Raw genomic sequence first — 22,385 nt, forward strand, 5'->3', positions numbered from 1 at the left:
ATGATGATGGCGGTTATTCGGGTTACCCGATTGCGCCCTGATCGTATGCCCGGTAACGATTCGTAACTTCAGATTCTGTCAACTCATGCGCAACGCCCAAACCAAGCCGGCCAAACCAAAAAAATCGTTCCTGCGGGAATGGCTCGATTCAATTCTGTTTGCGGTGATTGCCGCGACGCTGATCCGGTTTCTGACCTTTGAAGCCTACGCCATTCCGACGCCGTCGATGGAGAACAGCCTGCTGGTAGGCGATTTCCTGTTTGTCAGCAAACTGCACTACGGTTCCCGGACGCCCCAGACGCCTTTGCAGGTACCACTTACGCATCAGAAGATTTGGGGAACGGAAATCCCGTCGTACAGCGACCTGATTCAATTGCCAACGTATCGACTGCCCGGTTTTACGACCGTAAAAAACGGCGATGTCGTGGTCTTCAATTTTCCCCCGCCCAAAGCTGGCGAACCGGATTACCCGATGGATTTGCGAACCAACCTCATCAAGCGCTGCATCGGCATTCCGGGCGACCAACTTGAAATCCGGCAGGAGCAGGTTTACGTCAACGGCAAAGCGTTTCCGACGCCGGTTCGGGCCGAAACCAGTTATTTTATGAGAACGACGGAGATGCTGAACGAGCGGTTTTTCCGGAAATACAACATCATCAACGATTATAAATCGGCGGAAGGGCCGTTTATCAACTGGCAACCCATCGAAGAATACAACGAAACCACAAAAGCATCCGTTCTGGTGGGCTACAGCGTCACGACCACGCCGGATGTCATTGCCAAACTGAAAGAACTGGCGTGGGTGAAGGGAGTCGAGCGAATGACGGAACCGGCCGGACAGGTGGCTCCGGGCATTTATGGCGGCTCGGCGTATGCCTGGAACCGCGACAATTTCGGTCCGCTGGCCGTTCCGAAAAAGGGGCAAACCGTCCCGATCAACTCGCAAACCATCGCTGTTTACGGTACGTTGATTAGCCGCCATGAAGACAATGAGAAGGTGGAAATGACCGCAAACAGCCTCACGATCAACGGCCAGCCGATTACGTCCTATATTTTCAAACAGGATTATTACTTCATGATGGGCGACAACCGCCACAATTCCGACGACTCCCGCTACTGGGGTTTTGTGCCGGAAAATCACATCGTTGGCAAGGCGGTTTTCGTCTGGATGTCGATCGATCCCGACCCGGCGACGGTTTGGGCTAAAATCCGTTGGAACCGGCGGTTTCGCTTAATTGAATAAACCATGCTGCACCCTTTCCAACGCAGCTTTTACCCAGTTTAATTGTCTCAGATATAGCGGGATTGGTGTGGATTGGTAAAGGTTTTCCAAGAGCGGCAGGGCTTTCTGGTAATAAGCGCGCGCTTTATCCGGTATTCCGCTTTTTTCATATTGCCAGCCAATCCAGATATAGGATGTGGCTAAGCCATAAATCAAATTTACATTTTTCGGATTGTCCCGGTACAACTCTTCAGTTACTTGATTGTATTTCTGAAAGAAATCCAGGGCCTGGTCGGTTTTGCCCAGCGCCTGATGAATCGAGCCTAACTTCTCATAGGAAATGGCTAAGCCGTTTTTCAAGGACTCATTTTTTGGATTGTCCCGGTACAACTCCTCCGTTACTTGTAAGTCTTTCTGAAAGAAATCCAGGGCCTGGTCGGTTTTGCCCAGCGCCTGATGAATCGAGCCTAACTTCTCATAGGAAATGGCTAAGCCGTTTTTCAAGGACTCATTTTTTGGATTGTCCCGGTACAACTCTTCAGTTACTTGATTGTATTTCTGAAAGAAATCCAGGGCCTGGTCGGTTTTGCCCAGCGCCTGATGAATCGAGCCTAACTTCGAATAGGAAATGGCTAAGCCGTTTTTCAAGGACTCATTTTTTGGATTGTCCCGGTACAACTCTTCAAATAAGTCGGTTTCTTTCTGAAAGAAATCCAGGGCCTGGTCGGTTTTGCCCAGTGCCTGATGAATCTCGCCTAACTTCTCATAGGAAATGGCTAAGCCGTTTTTCAAGGACTCATTTTTCGGATTGTCCCGGTACAACTCTTCAAATAAGTCGGTTTCTTTCTGAAAGAAATCCAGGGCCTGGTCGGTTTTGCCCAGCGCCTGATGAATCTCGCCTAACTTCGAATAGGAAATAGCTAAGCCGTTTTTCAAGGACTCATTTTTCGGATTGTCCCGGTACAACTCTTCAAATAAGTCGGTTTCTTTCTGAAAGAAATCCAGGGCCTGATCGGTTTTGCCCAGCGCCTGATGAATCGAGCCTAACTTCTGATAGGAAATGGCTAAGCCGTTTTTCAAGGACTCATTTTTTGGATTGTCCCGGTACAACTCCTCCGTTACTTGTAAGTCTTTCTGAAAGAAATCCAGGGCCTGGTCGGTTTTGCCCAGCGCCTGATGAATCGAGCCTAATCGTTCCAGACAAACTGAATAATTATACGAATTGTCGGTTTTCTGATAAATGGAACTGCTCTTTTGAACAAAAGAAATAGCCAACTCCAGATTACCGGTTTCCCGATAAAAATCGGCCAGTTTTAAGGATAGGTAGGCCATTTCATCTTCTTCCATTTTCAAGGTTAGGATCAAATGCCGGGTCCATTCGGCAAATTCCTGTACCGCCGTATGGTTGAGTAATTCAAAACGCGTCGTCAGATGGGTGATGAATGGCCTACAGGTTTCAAATAGGTTTTCTTCATTTTTGCGGAGGATCACCGCCTGCACCACCGGGCTGATTTTCACCACCAGGTCTTCTTTTTTCCTCAGGTCGATCCAACCCTTCCGATACAGGTCATTGAGAACGTCTTCATCCGACTCGTCCAGCTCCAGTAATGCCGCCAGTTGGGCGAAGGAAATCTGCTCGGGCGGCAATACCGCCAGGTTGGTCAGGATGCGGAGTTCGGCAGGGGATAAGGGGCTGATGTCGTACATGGCCGCAATAATCACCTCGGGTTCGGCCCTGGCCAGGCCGTACCGGTGGCCGTAGTCGCTGGAAACTTTTCTGGTTTTAGGTACTTTCAAGAGTCCCTGGGTTTGCAGGTCGTGGAGCAAATCGGCCAGGTGATATTTTTTTATCCTATTGTAGTTGTTTTCGTGGTAGTTTTTGGCCAGTAGCGTCAGAACCAGAGTGTTATAACCAATGGCTTGCAATAGCGCTTTCAGCGTTTTCTGTTCTTCGTCCGAAAACAGACTGGCTGGTTTGGCGTGGTGGCAAAACAGCGCAACGGCTTTGGTTTCGGGCAAGGTATCGATTTGTAGAAAATGCCAGTCATCGAACGGATTCACCCGGGTGGTTACCAATGTCCGAAAATTACTACCCGCGAGTTCATAGAGAGTTTGTTCCAGATCGGGCAGGTCGTTGGCATTGTCGAGCACCAGCAGCGAGGGAGCCGGGAGCGTGGCCATCTTCGCCATCAGTTTTTCAAACCGTTGCGCTTCCGGTTCCTGTTCGCTAAAGGTCAAGTCCAGCGGGCCGGAAAGAGCTGCCAGCAGGGCGGTTTTGATCCCTTTATCGGCTACCACGAAGGCCAGGTGTTGGTAGGCGTGTTCCTGATTTCGGTAATAATGAGCCGCCAGCGTGGTTTTTCCGATGCCGCCTTCGCCGTTCATCAGCAACAACACCTTGTTCTGACCAAACTGCGCATCGATGTTTTTCAGATCATTTTCCCGCCCAATAAAATAATTGACTTCAAAAGGCAGTTTTATGAGGTGCTTCGGGATGAAAGGCGAGATTTTATTTTCAATCCGATCCAGCGTTTGTAGAGCGGTTTCCTGTCGGTCGGCAAACTTACCGATCTTCTGATCGATGCCCAAAACCAGGTCATAAATCTTGCCCAGCTTTTCATGAACCCGCTCAAACTCAGACTCAAAATACGAGCGGGCAACAGATAAACTCCGAGCGTTTTGCTCATTTCTCAAGGCCTGAATTTCGGCCAGCAAAACCGCTTGCATGGCCTGATTTTCATCCGATTGCTGGGTCAACCGATTGAGTTGTTGGATCACTCCTTCGAGGCTCTTGATCAGAAAAGCTTTGAGCGGTTTTTCGTCGTCCGGGTTTTTCATTCCTTCCGTAAAAACCAGTTTGAAGCAATCGGCAAAATGGGCTTCAAAACAGGTGCCTAGATAGATTAGGAGCGGATCGGACGCATCGCGGCCCAGAAAGAGGTAATCCGTAATGTCGCTGAGCCAGGCATCCCGATCTTCCAGCATGTTAAGCTGGTCGGTGGTTTTGGATGGCCGGATGCCTGCGTCATCGATCAGGCTTTTAAAAACCGCTTCAACGTCGGCATGGTCGTAGGAATGTTCTTCTAAAAACTTCTTTTTTAGAAGCATCAGCGCACCCGGCACCGAGGCTGTCATCAGCTTTTCGATGTCGTGATTCAGTTCATGCGAACCGTTCAGGTAGTTCAGTAATTCTTCGGGATCGTAATTCGATAAATACTGGTGGACAAAGTTGGGGATGACATCCGAACCGACCGAATGCAGCAATTTGGCAATGAAGGAAAAACCAGTGGGATCGATGAATGATGTCAGAGCGGCTGCCCCCAGCGAAGCCCCTAATTTAGTCGCATTGAGTACTGGTCTTTTCATTCGTTACATTGTATAGGTAGGATAGGGTAATGACGCATAAAATTCTTTCCCAAGATAGTGATTTAAACAACGTTGGCAATGTACTTTACTGGTCGGGATTTTTAACTTTGCTTGTCGAAAACGCACCGCCAGTAACGGAACAAAACCATGCTGTACTACACCCAGATTCTGTTTGTAAAACCAGGGCAGGAAACGGTTTTTCATACTTTCGAAGATCACGTTTTGCCTTTGCTTGGTCAGTATGGGGGCGAATTACTTTACCGAGTTCGGCCACCCCAATCGGCGGTGATCGCGACCACGCTGGGTTATGCGTACGAACTTCACCTCGTTACCTTTCCAACGAAGGCCGACTTTGAAGCGTACCGGGATGATCCGCAACGCCAGCAGTATCTGGCGTTGAAAGACCAGTCGATTGAACGAGTTCTGCTGATTGAAGGAGTGGCACTGTAGCCCGTCAGAGGTGATAATTTTCAGTTTTATGCCCAATATCGATCAGTTTCCGCTACTTTGTATCCGTTTAGCTTTGTAAATCGAATTTAGTAATCACTACAAACCGTACCATTGTACACCATGAAAACTGAAAAAGTAATCTTGAGCGTTTTGCTGGCAGCCACTGCCGGTGTGGCCCTGGGCATCTTGTTTGCACCGGAAAAAGGGGAAAAGGTCCGCAGAAAAATCCGGGAAAAGGGAGAGGATTATCTGGAAGATCTGAAAGATGAATACAACCATTCCGTCAAAAGCCTCAAGCGGAAAGTCGATGCCGCCTACGACGATATCGCCACGAAATTCAAAAGCCACGCGGAAGAGCCGAAAGAAAGTAAAACCGCGTAATTTTCACCTCACCGGGCAAGGTTCTTGTCCGGTGAGGTGAACTTCTGCATAATTTTCGGTAAAGTTGCCGGATTATCGATTCACTATAGCCCGCTCCAACCGAAAAAACATGGAAACCGCCATTGACCTCCGACTCGCGGTATTGATCGACGCCGACAATGTGCCTTATTCTAACGTCCGGGGTATGCTGGAAGAAATTGCCAAATACGGAACGCCGACGTTTAAACGCATTTATGCCGACTGGACTAAACCGACCGTGGCCGGCTGGAAAACCGTGCTGCTCGAAAATGCGATCACGCCGATTCAGCAATACAGCTATACCACCGGCAAAAACGCGACGGATTCCGCCATGATCATCGATGCGATGGACATTCTGTATACCGGGCGGGTCGACGGATTTTGCATTGTTTCGAGCGACAGCGATTTTACGCGCCTGGCCACGCGCCTGCGCGAAGCCGGGATGAAGGTGTTTGGCATCGGCGAAAAGAAAACGCCAACGCCGTTTATCTCCGCCTGTAACAAATTCATTTACCTCGAAATCCTGAAAAAAAACGAGCACGTTCCTGTTCTCGTACCGGCGGCTGCCAAAACCCGTTCCCGGAAAAAAGCCACGCCGAGACCCGTCGAGGTGCCGGTAAAACCGGCGAAAGAACCGGAACCGATTGCTGTTGTGGAACCCGAAGCGATTGGCAAAGTCAATAAAGACGTCATCAAGATGATTGCCGATAGCATCAACGACCTCGCCGACGAAACCGGCTGGGCGTTTCTGGGTGAACTCGGGAATCTCCTACCCAAAAAACAGGCCGACTTCGACCCCCGCAATTACGGATTTAAAAAGCTGGTTCCGCTGTTGAAAAGCATCGACCTGTTCGAAATTGACGAGCGAGAAACCGGAAAGGGCAATTTTAAACTCGTGTATGTGCGGGTAAAATCCTAGCGGTTTATGAAAAAACCGGGCGTTTTCAGTACCCGGTTTTTTCATATCCTCTAGTGTCCTCCTCCGTAGGAAGGCTTGTCGATTTGGGGTTTACCGTCCCGGTTGCGATTCGGGTGCGTCTCGCGGACATTAGCGGCTGTACGGTCTTCATCGCCGTCGAGATACCGGTCTTCGATGTCGGTTGGCGAAATGTCCTGAATTTCTTCATCCGGAAACTGGCTTCCGGGTCCACTGGTTCCGTTCGCCGACTGGTTGGCCAGTCCGGCCGGACCAATTGCCTTTTTGGCTTCGATCTCCTCTTTGCTCTTCTCTGCCATGCTACTGCTCTTTTCAGGTGAAAAAAGAAATTGATTGTCTTCAGGATAACCAATCAGAGCAGCTTCTGTTTGCTTCGTTTTTGTAATTCGTGCTTGTATGAGGTTTAAAAAGAACGAAAACTCCCCTCTCTCACTTCTTTTTCTTGTAAAAATTATAGATAATCGAAACCTGAAACGTCCGGTTGCGGTATTCGACAATGGAGCTGTTGGAGACGTCGTTCAATCCGTGAATATACCGGAGGTTCAGACTGAATTTTTCGGCCATGTCCAGGAAATCGTAGTGGACACCAATGGCAATACCGGTATCCTGCTTCTTTCCGGGGCCGTAGGGCGTGTCGATGGCGTAGCTGAACTCTGGCCCGGCCTGGAGCACAACGCCTTCGGTGGGAATCCAACCCAGCATCAGCGGAACACTCAGGTAGTTGTAATTATTCCGGATCGTTTGCGGATTGACACCCAGGCGTTTGAACGTACCTCCCTTGATGGAATACAATACTTCCGGCTGTGCTACGAAGCGTTTGTAGCGAAGGCGGTACACACCGCCCAGATGAAAGGCGGTTTTGTAGCGGGAAATATACGGGGTAATTCCTTCCTGCGCGGTGATGGACGAACTGGCACCGGCTTTTATACCAAATACACCCTGAAGCTGAGCAAATGAAGTAAACGAAGCGAACAAAAACGCCACTAGTATAAGTAGTCTGACTTTCAACATACGGTTTTGGAGAAATAAACAAATCCGTTCACCCCTGAGAGCGTGAACCGGCAGACAAATAACGGGAGAAATTCAGTTATCTTACGGATACAGCCCGAAGTTTCGGGCCATTTTCACAAAAATTAAGAGAATAGACAAGAGAGGTGAGACAAGAGAGTAACGAGTAGAATCGCCGGTTTTCAGGAATTTCGTCTTTACTCTCTTGTCTCATCTCTCTTGTCTACCCTGAATCAATTCAACCGCGGATCGACGGGGTAATGCGAGAGCACCCGGTATTGCCCGCCCATCTGGCGCAGAATGCCCCGCCAGAACTGGTCGGAGGGCGTATCAAAAATGTAGTTTGAATCGGCTTGGGTCACAATCCAGGCATTCTGGGCCATTTCGTCGGCCAGTTGCCCCCCCGACCAGCCGGAATAGCCGACAAAAAACCGGACGTCGGATTCTTTCACGGCACCGGCGTTGATGAGTTGCCGCAACCGCTCGAAATTCCCGCTCCAGTAGAGGCCGTTGGGCAGTTCGATGGATTCGTCCACCGTGTGGCCCAGTCGGTGGATGTAGTGCAGGGTGTTTTGCTGCACCGGCCCGCCAACATACAGGGAATAATCGTGGTACATTTCATCGGTCAGCACGTCGTTCAGCTTCACCTGCGCAATCTGGTTCAGAACCAGCCCGAACGTGCCCTCCTCGTTATGGTCGCACACCAGCACGACACTTCGTTCAAAATTCGGATCGCCCAGAAACGGTTCAGCGATCAGCAGACATCCATTGGTGATCGGTTGTGCGCTCATATCGGTTGTATTCAGGTTGAGACTAACGTGAATTTAAGAATATATACGAAAGAGTGGCCCACTTCGGTATACAGTTTTCTGTCTTTATGTAACACAATCTTAATACCAAAAAACCGCATAGGCCGGGAAGTCTCCCGAATTTTGATTTTTAGGTTCCGGCGCGTATTCTATTCATAAATCCTGTGTAATTTGTGATCAAAGCTACCCGAATGCTCAACAAATCCATTTTACGAAATCCGATCTTCTTCATTGCTTTCGGCGCAGTCGCTGCGTTTTGCACCTACGCCTGCATGTATGCGTTCCGGAAAGGCATCACAGCCGTCATTTTCGAAGGCATGAGTTACGCCGGTATCAGCTACAAAATCTGGCTCATCACGGCGCAGGTGCTGGGCTATGCGGTTTCCAAACGGATTGGGGTGAAAGTGGTTTCGGAGATGAGACCGGCCCAACGCGCCTTGTACATCTTGGTTTTTATCGGGTTGGCCGAACTGGCGTTGCTGGGTTTTGCACTGACTCCGCCCCCCTACAACATCGTTTTCCTGTTCCTGAACGGCTTGCCATTGGGCATGGTTTATGGCATTATGCTGGGCTTTCTGGAAGGTCGCCGACAAACCGACGCCCTCGTTGCCGGACTAACGGCCTCTTTCATCTTCGCGTCGGGATTTGTCAAAACCGTTGCCCTGACCATCCGGAGTGCCTGGGGCATTTCGGAGTTCTGGCTCCCCTTCGTCACGGGTCTGCTGTTTGTCGTGCCGTTGCTGATTTCGGTCTGGATGATGACGCTTCTCCCCGCTCCTACGCCCGAAGACCGCGACCTCCGCACCGAACGGCGACCGATGAACCAGACCGAACGGCGTCATTTTCTGCAAACGTTTTCGGTGGGACTCACCACACTCATCGTCTCCTACGTGCTGCTGTCGGCCTTCCGGGATTTTCGCGACAATTTTGCCCCCGAAATTCTCTCGGCCGTCGGTATTACGAATCCGGGCGTGTTTACCAAAACGGAAACCACGGTCGCGTTCGGAATTCTGGTGGTGATGGGGGCTTTGCAACTCATTAAGGACAACTTTCTGGCATTCAGGCTGATCAACATCGTGATGCTGCTGTCGGCGGTGCTGATTGGCGTCAGTACCTGGTTTTTTCAGCAGGGCATCCTGTCGCCCGGAACCTGGTTTACACTGGTGGGGCTGGGCCTCTACGGGGCTTACGTGCCGTGTAACGGGCTGTATTTCGAGCGGCTGGTGGCGTCGTTCCGCTACGTGAGCACGGTGGGCTTCATCGTGACCCTGGCGGATTATTACGGCTACATGGGGAGTGTCGCCGTCGTATTGTATAAAAACTTCGGCCAGCCCAACATCAGTTTCCTCGATTTTTTCATCTACTCGGCCTATGTAATTTCCGTGGTCTACGGTGTTCTGATTGTCGTTTCTTTCGGGTATTTTCAGCGGAAATACAAGGCGGTTGTTTCGCAGCGTTTGGAGGAAAGTGTTTCGCGGAGTTAAGCAGAGAAAAAAAAGAGTTGAGCAGAGAAGTTTTGAATATCCTCCGCTCAACTCCTTTTTCTCCGCTTAACTCCGCGAAACAACTCTTCTCTCTTTACTCCACGACACTCAGCTTCACCGTATTCGTTTTCAGGTTTTCCATCAACGGCATACTGAGCGTATTGATGAAAATATCACCTGACTTCAGCACGCCCTGCTTCACCAGCAGGTCCTTGATTTCAGAAACCGTTTGATCCACCGTGTTTTCCGGGTTGGGTTCATACGGCATCACCTGAACACCCCAATAGAGCGCCAGGGCGTTCATCATGATTTTGTTGGACGTAAAAACGTACAGTCCAGCTTTCGGGCGGTGGTGCGACAACCGGAAGGCCGTGTAGCCCGAGGTTGTAATCCCGATAATGGCTTTGGCTTTGGTATCACGCGCCAACCGGCATGCGCTCATCACGACGTTGTCGTTCAGGACGTTCTTGCCTGGCTGTTCGTTGACGAAAGCGTGGTAGCGGTAGTAGATTTTATCGCTCAGTTCTTCCACTTTCAGGATGGTGTTGGCCATGTTTTCGACCGCCAGAATCGGGTATTTGCCCGACGCGGTTTCGGCACTGAGCATCACGGCATCGGCTCCGTCTAACACGGAGTTGGCAACGTCGTTGATCTCCGCCCGGGTTGGACGGGGGGCGTCGATCATACTTTCGAGCATTTGCGTCGCCACGATCACCGGTTTTGCGGCCTTGTTCGATTTCTCGACGATCATTTTCTGAATCATCGGAACCTCTTCGGCGGGCAGTTCAACGCCCAGGTCACCCCGGGCTACCATGACACCGTCGGTAGCGGCAATGATTTCGTCGATGTTCTGAATCGCTTCCGGTTTTTCGAGTTTGGCAATTACCAGGCAGGATTTACCCCGCGCCCGGATGTACTCTTTAATTTCCAGAATTTCGGACGCCTGCCGAACGAACGACAGGGCAATCCAGTCTACTTCGTGTTCCAGACCAAAATCGAGGTCCTCGAAATCTTTTTCGGTTACCGAGGGCATCGAAACCTTTGTATTCGGCAGGTTGACCCCTTTTTTCGATTTCAGCGGTCCGCCATACACCACTTCCGTGATGACATCGGTGCCGTCTGTTCCAATTACTTTTACCTCCAGTTTACCATCATCCAGCAGGATGCGTTCGCCGTTCCGAACGTCGCGGTACATGCCTTTGTAGGGCGTACTGACGCGTTCAGCCGTTCCAATGATTTCGTCATTGGTAAAGACCAGCTTATTTCCGGAATAAATCATTACCCCGTTTTCATCCTCGACTTTACCGATGCGGATCTTGGGGCCCTGCAAATCCTGCAGGATCGCGAGGTTCAAACCGTATTCAGCGTTGATTTCCCGGATGCTCTTGATGCGGGCTAAATGATCTTCGTGTGTGCCGTGGGAAAAATTCAGCCGGAAAACATTCACACCGGCGCGAGCCAAAGCCAGCAGTTTTTCTTTGGTGTCGGACGCCGGGCCGACCGTGGCAACAATCTTGGTTTTTTTCAATGACATAGAATTTGACAGAAGTCAGTAGACCATACAGGTGCAAAATAAGCAACCCTTTCCGACAATCCAGCAAATTTTCTGTAAAGGTTGTATAATCAATGTTAAAAAATGCCTTTCAACCCCGTTTTTTCGGCTATACCGGTTGATCTGCCAGCGCGGTTTCACCCAGTTTTTCGCGCATCAATTGCCGGTAAACACCATTGGTCCAGCCAAAACCGTCCTGATTTGGGTAATAGCCCCCGCCCGCCGTCAGCGTATCGTCCTCTACATTATATTTTTCCATCATTTTACCGGTTTCCCGGAAAACCCGGTCGTTGAGGGCCAGCCAGCGGTCGCGCCCTTCGGCGGCCGTTTCTGAAAAACCGTAGTTCATAAGTCCCTTATACACAATCCACTGCAAGGGCGCCCAGCCGTTCGGCGAATCCCACTGCTGCCCGGATCGGACCAGGGTCGTCACCCAGCCACCGGGTTTCAAAAAACCGTCCCGCAGCCGGTCATGAACACCCTCCGCCTGTTCGGGCGTGGCCAGCCCGAAAAACAACGGAAAAGCAGCCGCCAGCGTTTGGGCAGTCGCCCGCCGGTTAGTAACCAGGTCATAATCAAAATAAAAGCCCCGGTCCTGATCCCAAAACGTCTGCAAAAGGGCGGTTTTCCGGTTTTCGGCCAGGTGTTCAAACCGTTCCGACGCCGGCCCGTCACCAGTTTGGCGGTAGGCGTCCCGCAACGTCAGTTCCAGCGAATACAGGAGACAGTTCAGATCGACTGGCAACAGGGTGGCTGCGCTGGTGGTCGCCATCGTCTGGCCGTCGCTGAACCAGCGGCTGCTGAAATCCCAACCCGACTCACACGCTGCCCGCAAATGACCGTAAAAAGCCGTGGACTCGATTCCAACCGCATTGGCGGCTTCGGTCAGTTCCACTTCCTTGTGATAAGCCTCGGCGCGGGGGCGTGGTGTCGCATCGAAATACCGGTTCAGCACCATGCCGTTTTTCAGCCGGGCCACGCGCTGGTCGAACGGATGATCCACGTCTAATAGTTCACTGCCTTTCATCCAGAACGTATACTCCTGCTGCAAATGAGGCAGATAGCGGGTCAGAACGTCCGGGCCGTCCAGTTCGGCCAGCAACTGCACCATCAGCGCAAAAACCGGCGGTTGTGAGCGGCTGAGAAAATAGGTGCGGTTGCCGTTTGGAATAAAACCGTAGGTGTCGATCAGGTACGCAAAATTATCGACCATGTTCCGAATCAGATTGATCCGCCCCGCCTGTTTGAGTCCCAGCAACGTAAAGTAACTATCCCAGTAGAAAATCTCGCGAAACCGCCCGCCCGGCACGACATACGGATGGGGCAATGGCAACCGCGAACTGCCTTCCACCGGCACATCCGGGTCGCGCGTCAGGACATCCCAAAGCTGATCGATGTGGGCCGTGGTCGTCATCGTGGCGTCGCTTACATAGCCGGACGCGGGGGAATCGGGCAGCGTAAAATACTGATCGACAAACGCTTTTAGGTAGAAATTCGGTTTGTCTTTTTGGGCTTCATACTGGGCCAGAATAGCCTCCGGAGCCATCAGCGGAACACTGTCGACGAAGGTTTTCGAGTCGGGAAATAGGCGGCTCAATTGAACGTCGAGAAATAATTCGCCAAAAAGTTCATCCGGCGCCGGAGCCGTCTGATAGGTTGGTGGGAGCATTGTACCGTTTTTTTGTGTTTCTATTTCAGTAACTCCGAAAGACATCTCGGGGTTTTCCGGATCATATCACCACGACAGCGGTTACTACGACTCGGAACACCAAGCCCCAACGGGGCGACTATCAATAGCCCCGGATGTAATCCGGGGACACGGACCGGGTTGCACCCAGGGACGCGGATATGACCAGAATAAGCGGTTTTCCCAAACATCTCGCTCCCGTATAAGTTAGTTTTAATAGGTAGACTGATTGAAACGGGACTTTTGACGAGAGAAATATGGCGACGAACAAAGCAGGCTTAGACGATAAACTTCACTGGTATAAGGATGCCATCATTTATGAATTACACATCAAAGCCTTTCGCGACAGCAGTGGCGACGGCATAGGGGATTTCGGGGGATTGCTGGAAAAACTGGATTATTTGCAGGATCTGGGCGTTACGGCCATCTGGGTGCTGCCTTTTTATCCGTCGCCCCTGCGCGACGACGGCTACGACATCGCCGATTATTACAGCATCAATCCGTCGTATGGCAACATTGAGCAGTTTCAGGAATTTTTGCAGGAAGCGCACAACCGCAACCTGAAAGTGATTACGGAACTCGTCATCAACCACACCTCCGATCAGCATCCGTGGTTTCAGCGGGCACGGAGAGCACCGAAAGGCTCACCGGAACGCGACTATTACGTCTGGACCGACGACCCCAGTCAATACAAGGATGTCCGGATTATTTTTCAGGATTTTGAAGCCTCCAACTGGACCTGGGACCCCGTGGCCCAGCAATACTACTGGCACCGGTTTTTCCACCACCAACCCGATTTGAACTACGACAATCCGCTGGTTCAGGACGAAATTATCAAAATTCTGGATTACTGGTGTAAGATGGGCGTGGACGGTTTTCGGCTCGATGCGGTTCCCTATCTCTTTGAACGCGAAGGCACCAACGGCGAAAATCTGGCGGAAACGCACGCGTACCTGAAAACACTGCGGAAACATGTCGACGAGCATTTTCCGGGAACCATCTTTCTGGCTGAAGCCAATATGTGGCCGGAAGATTCGGCTTCGTACTTTGGCGACGGCGACGAGTGTCATATGAACTACCACTTTCCGGTGATGCCCCGAATGTTTATGGCCGTTCAGATGGAAGACCGCTATCCGATTACCGACATTTTCGATCAGACGCCCGACATCCCGGAAACCTGCCAGTGGGCCATTTTTCTCCGAAACCACGACGAGTTGACGCTCGAAATGGTGACCGACGACGAGCGGGATTACATGTATAAGATGTACGCCAAAAACCCGAAAGCGCGCATCAACCTGGGCATCCGGCACCGGCTGGCTCCGCTGATGGATAACGACCGGCGGAAAATCGAGTTGCTGAATAGTCTGCTGTTTTCGCTGGCTGGCACCCCGGTTTTGTATTACGGCGACGAAATCGGCATGGGCGACAATGTGTACCTGGGCGACCGCGACGGCGTTCGAACCCCGATGCAGTGGTCGCCCGACCGGAATGCCGGTTTTTCGGTAACCAATCCGCAGAAGCTCTATCTGCCGGTGATTCTCGATCCGGCCTATCATTACGAAGCCGTGAATGTGGAAACCCAGTGGCAGAACACCTCGTCGCTGCTGTGGTTTACGAAACGGATGATCAACATGCGCAAGCGGTACAAAGCGTTTGGGCGTGGCAACCTGACGTTTCTGAACGTCGAAAATCCGAAAGTGCTGGCCTTTACCCGCAGCTACGAAAACGAGACGCTGCTGATTGTAGTCAACCTGTCCAAACACTCGCAACCGGCGGAGATCGACCTGATCGACTACAAAGGCTACCGGCCGGTTGAACTGTTCAGCAAAAACCGGTTCCCGGTCATTCGGGAAGACAGCCCGTATCCGTTTACGCTCGCGCCCTATGATTACCAGTGGTTTTCGCTGCAAAAAGCACACCCGGATATCGACCTCGAGAATGCGCTGCCGTCGCTGACGCTGGCGAAATGGGAAGACCTGACGCTGACCAAAGCCCGAACGACGCTCGAAAACGAGATTCTGCCGAACTACATCACAAAGGCCCACTGGTTTATCGGCAAAGGCCGGGAAATCGATAGTTTTGCCATCACCGACCAGGCCGTTATCCATCTGGACGACAAAACCGGCTCGCTCCTGCTGGTAGAGGTGTCGTATGAACAGGGGTTACCCGAATTGTATCAGGTGCCGGTCGTGTTCGTACAGGGTGACCGGGCCAGCCAGATCGCTACGAGTTGTCCGCAGGCGGTTTTGGCATCCTTAAGGCTCGGTGATCAGGACGGGTTGCTCTGCGATGCTTTCTTTACCGTCAAGTTGCATCAGTTGCTCTTTACCGGAATGGCCGCGAATCAGGCCATTCCGGCCAAAAATGGCAAGCTGGTTTTTACCGGGAATGACAAGTTGAAAAGCTATCCGTTGAACGCCGGGGAGATCAAATCCAAAATGCACACCGCCGACCGGGATTATACGGCCATTGCCTACGACAACCAGTTTTTCCTGAAGATGTACCGAAAAGTGGACTGGAATCTGAACCCGGACGTGGAAATAACCCGGTTTTTGAGTGATGAAGCCCATTTTGAGTACGTTCCATCGTTTATCGGTACCATCGAATGGCAGTCTGAGAAAGGCTCGATTGCATTGGGAATGATGGAGGTGATGGTGGAAAACCACGGCGACGGCCACAGCTTCATGCTGGAACGGATTCACAACTTCATCGAGCGGATTCTGGCGCGAAACAAAGAAACGCTGGCTTCGATTGGCCGCCAGGGCAGTTGGAGCGAACCCCTCAGTTTTGATGATTTAACCATCGAAAGCCGGGAATTGCTGGGCGGCACGGCTTCGGAAGAGGCCCGTCTGCTGGGCATCCGGACGGGTCAGATGCATCTGGCGCTGGCCAACACCACCAACAAGGACTTTGCCCCCGAAGAATTTTCGCTGCACTACCAGCGGTCGCTGTTTTCCGGTATGCAGTCGCTTGTTCGGGAAAGTTACCAGAGCCAGACCAAAAACCTGAAGGATTTGCCAGACGACAGCCGCCGGGAAGTGGAGGACATTCTGGGTAAAAAGCAGGCGGTTTTGGCCGCCATGAAACGGATTTATGACCACAAACTGGATGCGCTGAAAATTCGGATTCACGGGAATTACCACCTGGGACAGGTGCTGCTGACGGGCCGTGATCTTGCCATTCAGGATTTTGGCGGCAATCCGCTGCGGAGTTTCAGCACCCGGCGCATCAAGCGGTCGCCGTTGCGGGATGCTGCCGCCATGATCCGGTCATTTTATTACGTTGCTTACGATGGTATTCTGGCCACCAACCAGGTTCCGAAGGAGGACATCAAAACCCTGCTGCCGTTTGCCGACTGGTGGGCGTACCAGATCAGCCAGATCTTCCTGAAAGCGTACCTCGACACCGTTGAGGAAGCGAATTTCTATCCAAAAAACCGGGCTGATCTTCGGGTCATGCTGGAAGCTTATCTGTTGGAACGCGCCATGTTTGACCTCAATGATGACTTGGCCAACCGCCCGGACCGGGTTCTGGCACCGATCCGAATCATGAAAGCAATCCTTGATTGAAAGCCGTTCACAACCAATCAGACGAACCTCTGACGATTACACAATTTATTACAAATCAGAAGTTTAAATAAAAAATTTAGCATTCTGGAGATGGCTGTTACCCGGATTAGAATTTTTCTAATCCGGGTGTTTTCCGAACCATTCCACGCTAAATGGTCTTATTTAATTACCCGACGTGATTAGTATAAACCATTCATTATGAAGAACAATAGACTTATCATCGTTTCGTATCGGCTCCCTTTTGCCTTTGAAACCACCTCCGGTAGTACGACGCTGAAAGCCTCCTCAGGGGGATTGGTGACGGCCATGAAATCGCTGGATTTCAAAGGCGCCCGTGAAAAACCGGTTTGGGTGGGCTGTGCCGATTTCTCCCGCCGAACCTGGGAAAAACACAAACACCTCCTCAACGATGACTTTGAGTATGTCCCGGTTTTTTTAGACCGCAAGATTCAGCAGGATTTCTACAACGGTTTCTCCAATTCGGTCATCTGGCCCCTTTTTCACTATTTCACGACCTACGTCGACTACCAGGAAAAGGATTTTGTAGCCTACCAGAAAGCCAACGAGGCCGTCAGCGAAGCCGTTGCGCAACTGATGAAACCCCAGGACATCGTTTGGGTACACGACTATCACTTCATGGGTTTGCCGAGGTTGATCCGTGAAAAAAAGCCCGATGCGACGATCGGTTTTTTCCTGCATATTCCCTTCCCTTCCTACGAATTAATCCGGATTCTGCCCCAGAAATGCAAGCAATACCTGTTGACGGGCCTGCTGGGGGCCGATCTGGTCGGTTTTCATACCAACGACTACAACATCCATTTTCTGCAATCCGTCCAGATCAACCTCGGCGTTCAGCACAAAATCTGGAAGATCAACTACCAGAACCGGCTTATTCAGTCGGATGCGTTTCCCGTCGGCATCAACTATTCGCTCTACCACGACGCCTACGACAACGCGGATGTGGTGGAAGAACGGGCGGCTTTGAAGAATGCCTACAAAGATAATAAGATCATTTTTTCGGTCGATCGGCTGGACTATACCAAGGGTGTTATGCAACGGCTCGATGCGCTGGAAGCCTTCTTGCAACGCTACCCCGAATGGACGGAGCGGTTGACGTTTATTCTGGTGGTGGTGCCCTCCCGCGATGAAATTCTGAAATACGGCGAACGGAAAGTGATGATCGAACAGGCCGTCGGGCGAATCAACGGCAAATACGGAACCCTGATCTGGCGGCCCATTGTCTATCGCTACGGTTCGGTGCCTTTTCCGCAGTTGCTCGCACTCTATACGGCCTGCGACGTAGCCCTGATCACGCCCATTCGCGACGGGATGAATCTGGTTGCCAAGGAGTTTGTTGCGGCCCGCAAAGACCATCAGGGCGTATTGATCCTGAGTGAAATGACCGGAGCCGCCAACGAAATGAGCACCGCCCTGCACATCAATCCGATGGATGAAAATGAAGTGGCCGACCAAATGAAAATCGCCCTGGAAATGGAACCGGAAGAGCAGGCCCGCCGGATTGCCATCATGCAGCGCCGATTGAAGGAATATGATGTCAAAAAATGGGCCGGCAGTTTTGTCGAAAGTTTATTGAATATGCAAAGTACCCAACAGATTGAACCCGCTCCGCTCTTAAAATCACAACCCAACTTCTCCCTCCAAGAACGGTACGCCCAGGCCCGCTCGCGGCTGCTGCTGCTCGATTATGACGGCACGCTGGTGAACTACAAGACCAAACCGGAACTGGCTGCTCCGCCCATCGAAGTGATCAACGTGCTGGGCAGGCTGGCCAGCCGCCGGGAAAATTACGTGGTGATCATCAGCGGGCGCGACCAGCAGACGCTCGACGAATGGCTGGGTTTTCTGCCCATCGACATGGTGGCCGAACACGGTTCGTATATTAAGCAACAGGGATTGTGGCGACGGGACATTCTGGACGACGGTTCGTGGAAACAGATTGTCAGTCCGGTTCTGATCGATTTTGTGACCCGCTGCCCCGGCTCTTTTATTGAAGAAAAAAGCCATTCGCTGGCCTGGCATTACCGCTCTGCCGAATCGGAAACCGGCTTTGTGCGGTCCCGCGAGTTGATCACCACGCTCGAAAACCTGCTGCCCTACCAGTTGCGGGTGATCGATGGCAATTGCGTGGTCGAAATCAAAAGTACCGAAACTGATAAAGGCAAGGTTGCCAAGCAATTATCCCTGGCCAGACCCTACGACTTTGTGCTGGCCATCGGCGACGATCGCACCGATGAAGATATGTTTACGGCTCTGACGCTGGAAAACCAATATACCGTCAAGGTTGGCCCCGGCAGCACCCATGCTGCTCATCGGGTCGAAAATGTCCAGGAAGTCCTGGCGTTGCTGAAAGACTTCAGTGCTGAAAATATGCCGCTTTAATTAACCCGGATAGATACCAAAAAAAGGCAGTAAAATACAACGACTTTCTCCTTCTGCTAGCTTAACTCTCTAAGCAAACGCATCGGATGGATGTCCTCCTGGTTTTACTGCCTTTGGCTTTTTTGATTGTTGTTGCCTACCGCGGATTCAATGTTATCTTATTTGCACCCATTGCTGCTTTGCTGGCCGTTCTGCTAGCCAATCCGGCTTACGTCCTGCCGTTTTTTTCGGGCGTTTTTCTCGATAAAATGGCCGGTTTTATCAAGCTCTATTTCCCGGTGTTTTTGTTGGGGGCGGTGTTGGGAAAGCTCATCGAAATGGCGGGGTATGCCAAATCCATTTCCACGGCGGTGATTGATGTTATTGGCAAAAACCGGGCGATGCTTGCCGTGGTGCTGGTGGGAGCCATTCTCAGCTACGGCGGGGTGTCGCTGTTCGTCGTGGTGTTTGCCATTTACCCCTTCGCGGCCGAACTCTTCAAAGCCAGCGACATTCCCAAACGCCTGATTCCCGCGACCATTGGCCTCGGCTCGTTCACCTTTACGATGGACGCCCTGCCGGGAACTCCTCAGATTCAGAACATTATCCCAACTACATTTTTCAATACCGATGCCTGGGCCGCTCCCTGGCTGGGCATTTGCGGGAGTATCTTTATCTTTTCGATTGGCATGTTCTACCTGCAATGGCAACGAAACCTGGCGATCCAAACCGGCGAAGGTTACGGAAAAAACCACCTCAATGAACCCGAAAGACGGGCCGAAACGACGCTGCCTTCCGTCGCCCTTGCGGTGATCCCGTTGCTCGTTGTGACGGTTTTCAACAAGGTTTTCACCGTACTGATTCCCCAACACTACGGCAAAACGTTCGACTTCGCCAACCTGGGGATGGAAGGAATTCCATCCATTGAGATTTCAAAATTAACGGCTGTCTGGGCGGTGGAAGGGGCACTGATTCTGGGCATCATCACCGTTCTCCTTTTTGCCTTCCGGGCCATCAAAGCCGGTTTTACGGCGGGGCTTAACCTCGCCATCGGTGGTGCCTTGCTGGCCACGCTGAATACCGCATCCGAATACGGTTTTGGAGCCGTGATTGCGGCTCTTCCGGGATTTAAAGTGGTGAGCGCAGGCATCGCGTCCCTTTTCAAAGACCCGCTGGTCAACGAAGCCGTTACGACCACGACGCTGGCCGGGATTACGGGTTCCGGTTCGGGCGGTTTGAGCATCAGCCTGGCACTCATGAGCAAAACCTACCTCGAACAGGCCGCCCAACGGGGCATCGATCCGGAAGTGCTGCACCGGGTGGCGGCCATGGCCTGTGGCGGCATGGACTCCCTGCCGCACAACGGTGCGCTGATCACCCTACTGGCCGTAACCGGACTGACGCATAAACAGGCTTATAAGGACATTTTTATCCTGACCCTCGTCAAAACCGCAGCCGTGTTCTTTGTGATTGCCCTGTATTATGTCTTCGGTATCGTTTAAAAGTCCCGAAGCCTGACACCGATATTATATGAACCATCCCTACGGGATTCATCCCCGAATAATCGGACACGGTTCCTACAAAATGAGCCGTCCCGATGGGACGTGTCGTGCAACCCGGTTTCCGCAGGAATACCAATCAATCCCGTAGGGATGATTCATTTTGTAGAAACGGGCACACGAAAATTTAAAAACAATCCCGTAGGGATGATCCATTTTGTAGAATCGCACCACAGGAAATTCAAACCAATCCCGTAGGGATGGCCCATTTTGTAGGATCTTTTTTTATTTTCTCTTTTCTTCAAAAACACCCTTATAAAACAAGGCAGCTACAATTCCGCCCACAATCGGAGCCACGATAAAAAGCCACAATTGTTTCAGGGCCAGACCACCGGCAAAAATCGCCGGGCCAAAACTCCGCGCGGGGTTGACCGACGTTCCCGTGACTGGAATGGCCACCAGGTGAATCAGCACCAGCGTCAGACCGATGGCCAGACCAGCCATGTTGCTGTTGCCCAACCGCGACGTCGTTTTGAAAATAACCAGCAGAAACAGGAACGTCAGGACAGCTTCCGTAATGAATGCGGAGGAGGTGCTGTAGGCTCCCAGATAGCCGGGGCCCCAGCCGTTGGAACCGAGCGCCCATTGGCCCATCGAAAAACCGGGAGCCCCGCTCTGGATCAGATACAATACGCCCGCCCCCAGCGTGGCCCCGATAAACTGGGCAATGATGTAGGCGATGGCATCACTGACGCTGATTTTCCCGGCCACCAGCATGGCAATCGTAATGGCCGGATTGATGTGGCAACCCGAAACCGGGCCGATGGCGTAGGCCATTACCACCACCGCCAGACCAAAGGCAAACGAAATGCCCAACAAGCCGATACCGGCGGGTCCGGTGGTCGAAATTCCGGAAATACTGGCGGCTCCGCAGCCAAAGAGAACCAGGGAAAAGGTGCCGATCAGTTCGGCCAGTGACTTTTTCATAGACAGTTTTTAAGTTTAAGAGAAAGGGTTTGTTGGCCCATTCTTTTGACCTCAAAAACCGGATTAAGTCACAGGTAACCGAAGAAAAACACTACTGGTAATTTTCAAACCAGTTAAAGCGCTCCTGTATGATTGCATCCTTCTGCTTTTTAACGTAGGCCAGATACATACCGGCAACGGGCGACATTTTTTTGTGGGAAAGCCAGATCAGACTCCAAACCGATTTGATGGGAAAATTCTCAACCGGGATAATCCGGAGCTGACCGTTTTCAAGCTCATTTTTAATGCCGATCAGCGGCATAACGGAATAGCCTAACCCGGCAATAACCGCCTGTTTTACGGCTTCATTGGAAGTCAGTTCCATCTTTTTCAAAACCGTTAGCCCGTTGTTTTCCAAATACCGCTCCATCACCAGCCGGGTACCGGAGCCTGCTTCCCGGTAAATTAGTGGAATGGTTTCGAACAGGCGCATCGTGTACGGTTTCGGGCCAACGTCCGTCTCCTGACTCCCCACCAGATACAGCTTATTCTGCATCAGTTCAATCTGGCTGATGGCCAACTGAGTCGGCAAGACGGAAACCAGCGAGAAGTCAACTTCATTGTTCTCCAGACTGCTGATCACTTTCGATTTGTTCGTCACATCCAGCACCAGTTCGATGCCCGGATGCTGCTTCATAAAATCGGTCAAAAAATACGGCATTACGTATTTACCGGTACTAACCACCGAAATTTTCAAGCGCCCCGTTAGTTGCCCTTTATAGGCCAGTGTTTTGTAATTAATGGCGTAGACTTCATTCAGGATATTTTCGGCCGCAATGGCCATTTCTTTCCCAAAATCCGTGATGTATAACTTCTTTCCGATCACTTCCGTCAGCGGAATTTCAAATTGATTCTGAAAATTTTTCAGTTGGATTGAAACGGCCGGCTGGGTCAGATGCAATACTTCGGCGGCCTTGGTAATACTCTGGGTTTGAACAATCGTTGAAAAAATGCGAAGCTGATTCAGCGTATAATTCATAAATATCTTTTATACATAT

The 22,385-nt window shown here is 51.3% G+C and carries 16 protein-coding genes; 8 read left to right on the forward strand and 8 right to left on the reverse strand.

Annotated elements, in window-relative coordinates; genetic code table 11:
• Window positions 1-85 precede the first annotated feature (85 nt).
• The gene (gene lepB / locus DUE52_RS00385; RefSeq protein ID WP_114403962.1) at window positions 86-1,243 is read left to right on the forward strand and encodes a signal peptidase I; all 1,158 of its coding nucleotides are present in this window, start codon (window positions 86-88) and stop codon (window positions 1,241-1,243) included.
• On the opposite strand, the gene DUE52_RS00390 is transcribed toward lepB, so the two are convergent.
• Window positions 1,232-4,588 carry a tetratricopeptide repeat protein gene (locus DUE52_RS00390; RefSeq protein WP_114403963.1) on the reverse strand — a complete coding sequence of 1,119 codons (3,357 nt, stop codon included), beginning with the start codon at window positions 4,586-4,588 and terminating at the stop codon, window positions 1,232-1,234. The two genes, lepB and DUE52_RS00390, sit on opposite strands and share 12 nt — an antisense overlap.
• Before the next feature lie 147 nt (window positions 4,589-4,735).
• Here DUE52_RS00390 and DUE52_RS00395 point away from each other — a divergent pair, with 147 nt between their 5' ends.
• From DUE52_RS00395 to DUE52_RS00405, 3 genes are all read left to right on the forward strand, one after another.
• A complete protein-coding gene (locus DUE52_RS00395; protein WP_114403964.1) occupies window positions 4,736-5,038 on the forward strand; it encodes a DUF1330 domain-containing protein in 303 nt (100 codons plus the stop codon).
• A gap of 120 nt (window positions 5,039-5,158) precedes the next feature.
• Window positions 5,159-5,419 (forward strand): YtxH domain-containing protein, encoded by a 261-nt coding sequence (locus DUE52_RS00400; RefSeq protein WP_114403965.1) that lies wholly within the window; start codon window positions 5,159-5,161, stop codon window positions 5,417-5,419.
• 109 nt (window positions 5,420-5,528) lie between these two features.
• On the forward strand, window positions 5,529-6,356 hold the full coding sequence (locus DUE52_RS00405; protein WP_114403966.1) for an NYN domain-containing protein: 828 nt from the start codon (window positions 5,529-5,531) through the stop codon (window positions 6,354-6,356).
• A 50-nt stretch (window positions 6,357-6,406) separates the two neighbouring features.
• On the opposite strand, the gene DUE52_RS00410 is transcribed toward DUE52_RS00405, so the two are convergent.
• The 3 genes from DUE52_RS00410 to DUE52_RS00420 all read right to left on the reverse strand — a co-directional run bounded on the left by DUE52_RS00410 (window position 6,407) and on the right by DUE52_RS00420 (window position 8,173).
• The gene (locus DUE52_RS00410; protein ID WP_114403967.1) at window positions 6,407-6,673 is read right to left on the reverse strand and encodes a hypothetical protein; all 267 of its coding nucleotides are present in this window, start codon (window positions 6,671-6,673) and stop codon (window positions 6,407-6,409) included.
• Window positions 6,674-6,803: 130 nt separating this feature from the next.
• A complete protein-coding gene (locus tag DUE52_RS00415) occupies window positions 6,804-7,385 on the reverse strand; it encodes a porin family protein (RefSeq protein ID WP_165840828.1) in 582 nt (193 codons plus the stop codon).
• A gap of 230 nt (window positions 7,386-7,615) precedes the next feature.
• Window positions 7,616-8,173 carry a YqgE/AlgH family protein gene (locus DUE52_RS00420; RefSeq protein WP_114403968.1) on the reverse strand — a complete coding sequence of 186 codons (558 nt, stop codon included), beginning with the start codon at window positions 8,171-8,173 and terminating at the stop codon, window positions 7,616-7,618.
• A 209-nt stretch (window positions 8,174-8,382) separates the two neighbouring features.
• Here DUE52_RS00420 and DUE52_RS00425 point away from each other — a divergent pair, with 209 nt between their 5' ends.
• A complete protein-coding gene (locus DUE52_RS00425) occupies window positions 8,383-9,675 on the forward strand; it encodes a DUF5690 family protein (RefSeq protein WP_114403969.1) in 1,293 nt (430 codons plus the stop codon).
• A gap of 94 nt (window positions 9,676-9,769) precedes the next feature.
• Here DUE52_RS00425 and pyk read toward each other — a convergent pair whose 3' ends face one another.
• Both pyk and treF read right to left on the reverse strand, forming a co-directional pair.
• Window positions 9,770-11,209, reverse strand: coding sequence for a pyruvate kinase (gene pyk / locus DUE52_RS00430; RefSeq protein ID WP_114403970.1), 1,440 nt, complete (start codon window positions 11,207-11,209; stop codon window positions 9,770-9,772).
• A 127-nt stretch (window positions 11,210-11,336) separates the two neighbouring features.
• On the reverse strand, window positions 11,337-12,896 hold the full coding sequence (gene treF, locus DUE52_RS00435; protein WP_114403971.1) for an alpha,alpha-trehalase TreF: 1,560 nt from the start codon (window positions 12,894-12,896) through the stop codon (window positions 11,337-11,339).
• 275 nt (window positions 12,897-13,171) lie between these two features.
• Here treF and treS point away from each other — a divergent pair, with 275 nt between their 5' ends.
• The 3 genes from treS (at window position 13,172) to DUE52_RS00450 (ending at window position 20,364) form a co-directional block, all read left to right on the forward strand.
• Window positions 13,172-16,483 (forward strand): maltose alpha-D-glucosyltransferase, encoded by a 3,312-nt coding sequence (gene treS, locus DUE52_RS00440; RefSeq protein WP_114403972.1) that lies wholly within the window; start codon window positions 13,172-13,174, stop codon window positions 16,481-16,483.
• Window positions 16,484-16,681: 198 nt separating this feature from the next.
• The gene (locus tag DUE52_RS00445) at window positions 16,682-18,883 is read left to right on the forward strand and encodes a bifunctional alpha,alpha-trehalose-phosphate synthase (UDP-forming)/trehalose-phosphatase (RefSeq protein WP_114403973.1); all 2,202 of its coding nucleotides are present in this window, start codon (window positions 16,682-16,684) and stop codon (window positions 18,881-18,883) included.
• Window positions 18,884-18,969: 86 nt separating this feature from the next.
• Window positions 18,970-20,364 carry a GntP family permease gene (locus DUE52_RS00450; protein ID WP_114403974.1) on the forward strand — a complete coding sequence of 465 codons (1,395 nt, stop codon included), beginning with the start codon at window positions 18,970-18,972 and terminating at the stop codon, window positions 20,362-20,364.
• A gap of 282 nt (window positions 20,365-20,646) precedes the next feature.
• On the opposite strand, the gene aqpZ is transcribed toward DUE52_RS00450, so the two are convergent.
• Both aqpZ and DUE52_RS00460 read right to left on the reverse strand, forming a co-directional pair.
• Window positions 20,647-21,348, reverse strand: coding sequence for an aquaporin Z (aqpZ, locus tag DUE52_RS00455; RefSeq protein ID WP_114403975.1), 702 nt, complete (start codon window positions 21,346-21,348; stop codon window positions 20,647-20,649).
• A 91-nt stretch (window positions 21,349-21,439) separates the two neighbouring features.
• Window positions 21,440-22,366, reverse strand: a complete 927-nt coding sequence (locus DUE52_RS00460; RefSeq protein WP_114403976.1) for a LysR substrate-binding domain-containing protein — start codon at window positions 22,364-22,366, stop codon at window positions 21,440-21,442.
• Window positions 22,367-22,385 lie beyond the last annotated feature (19 nt).

This window comes from Larkinella punicea, from assembly GCF_003334855.1.
GTDB classification, from domain to species: domain Bacteria; phylum Bacteroidota; class Bacteroidia; order Cytophagales; family Spirosomataceae; genus Larkinella; species Larkinella punicea.

Bases quoted from the DNA above. Each gene is read 5' to 3' on its own strand.
- lepB (WP_114403962.1), top strand. From the start codon at position 86: ATGCGCAACGCCCAAACCAAGCCGGCCAAACCAAAAAAATCGTTCCTG.
- DUE52_RS00390 (WP_114403963.1), bottom strand. From the start codon at position 4,588: ATGAAAAGACCAGTACTCAATGCGACTAAATTAGGGGCTTCGCTGGGG.
- DUE52_RS00395 (WP_114403964.1), top strand. From the start codon at position 4,736: ATGCTGTACTACACCCAGATTCTGTTTGTAAAACCAGGGCAGGAAACG.
- DUE52_RS00400 (WP_114403965.1), top strand. From the start codon at position 5,159: ATGAAAACTGAAAAAGTAATCTTGAGCGTTTTGCTGGCAGCCACTGCC.
- DUE52_RS00405 (WP_114403966.1), top strand. From the start codon at position 5,529: ATGGAAACCGCCATTGACCTCCGACTCGCGGTATTGATCGACGCCGAC.
- DUE52_RS00410 (WP_114403967.1), bottom strand. From the start codon at position 6,673: ATGGCAGAGAAGAGCAAAGAGGAGATCGAAGCCAAAAAGGCAATTGGT.
- DUE52_RS00415 (WP_165840828.1), bottom strand. From the start codon at position 7,385: ATGTTGAAAGTCAGACTACTTATACTAGTGGCGTTTTTGTTCGCTTCG.
- DUE52_RS00420 (WP_114403968.1), bottom strand. From the start codon at position 8,173: ATGAGCGCACAACCGATCACCAATGGATGTCTGCTGATCGCTGAACCG.
- DUE52_RS00425 (WP_114403969.1), top strand. From the start codon at position 8,383: ATGCTCAACAAATCCATTTTACGAAATCCGATCTTCTTCATTGCTTTC.
- pyk (WP_114403970.1), bottom strand. From the start codon at position 11,209: ATGTCATTGAAAAAAACCAAGATTGTTGCCACGGTCGGCCCGGCGTCC.
- treF (WP_114403971.1), bottom strand. From the start codon at position 12,896: ATGCTCCCACCAACCTATCAGACGGCTCCGGCGCCGGATGAACTTTTT.
- treS (WP_114403972.1), top strand. From the start codon at position 13,172: ATGGCGACGAACAAAGCAGGCTTAGACGATAAACTTCACTGGTATAAG.
- DUE52_RS00445 (WP_114403973.1), top strand. From the start codon at position 16,682: ATGAAGAACAATAGACTTATCATCGTTTCGTATCGGCTCCCTTTTGCC.
- DUE52_RS00450 (WP_114403974.1), top strand. From the start codon at position 18,970: ATGGATGTCCTCCTGGTTTTACTGCCTTTGGCTTTTTTGATTGTTGTT.
- aqpZ (WP_114403975.1), bottom strand. From the start codon at position 21,348: ATGAAAAAGTCACTGGCCGAACTGATCGGCACCTTTTCCCTGGTTCTC.
- DUE52_RS00460 (WP_114403976.1), bottom strand. From the start codon at position 22,366: ATGAATTATACGCTGAATCAGCTTCGCATTTTTTCAACGATTGTTCAA.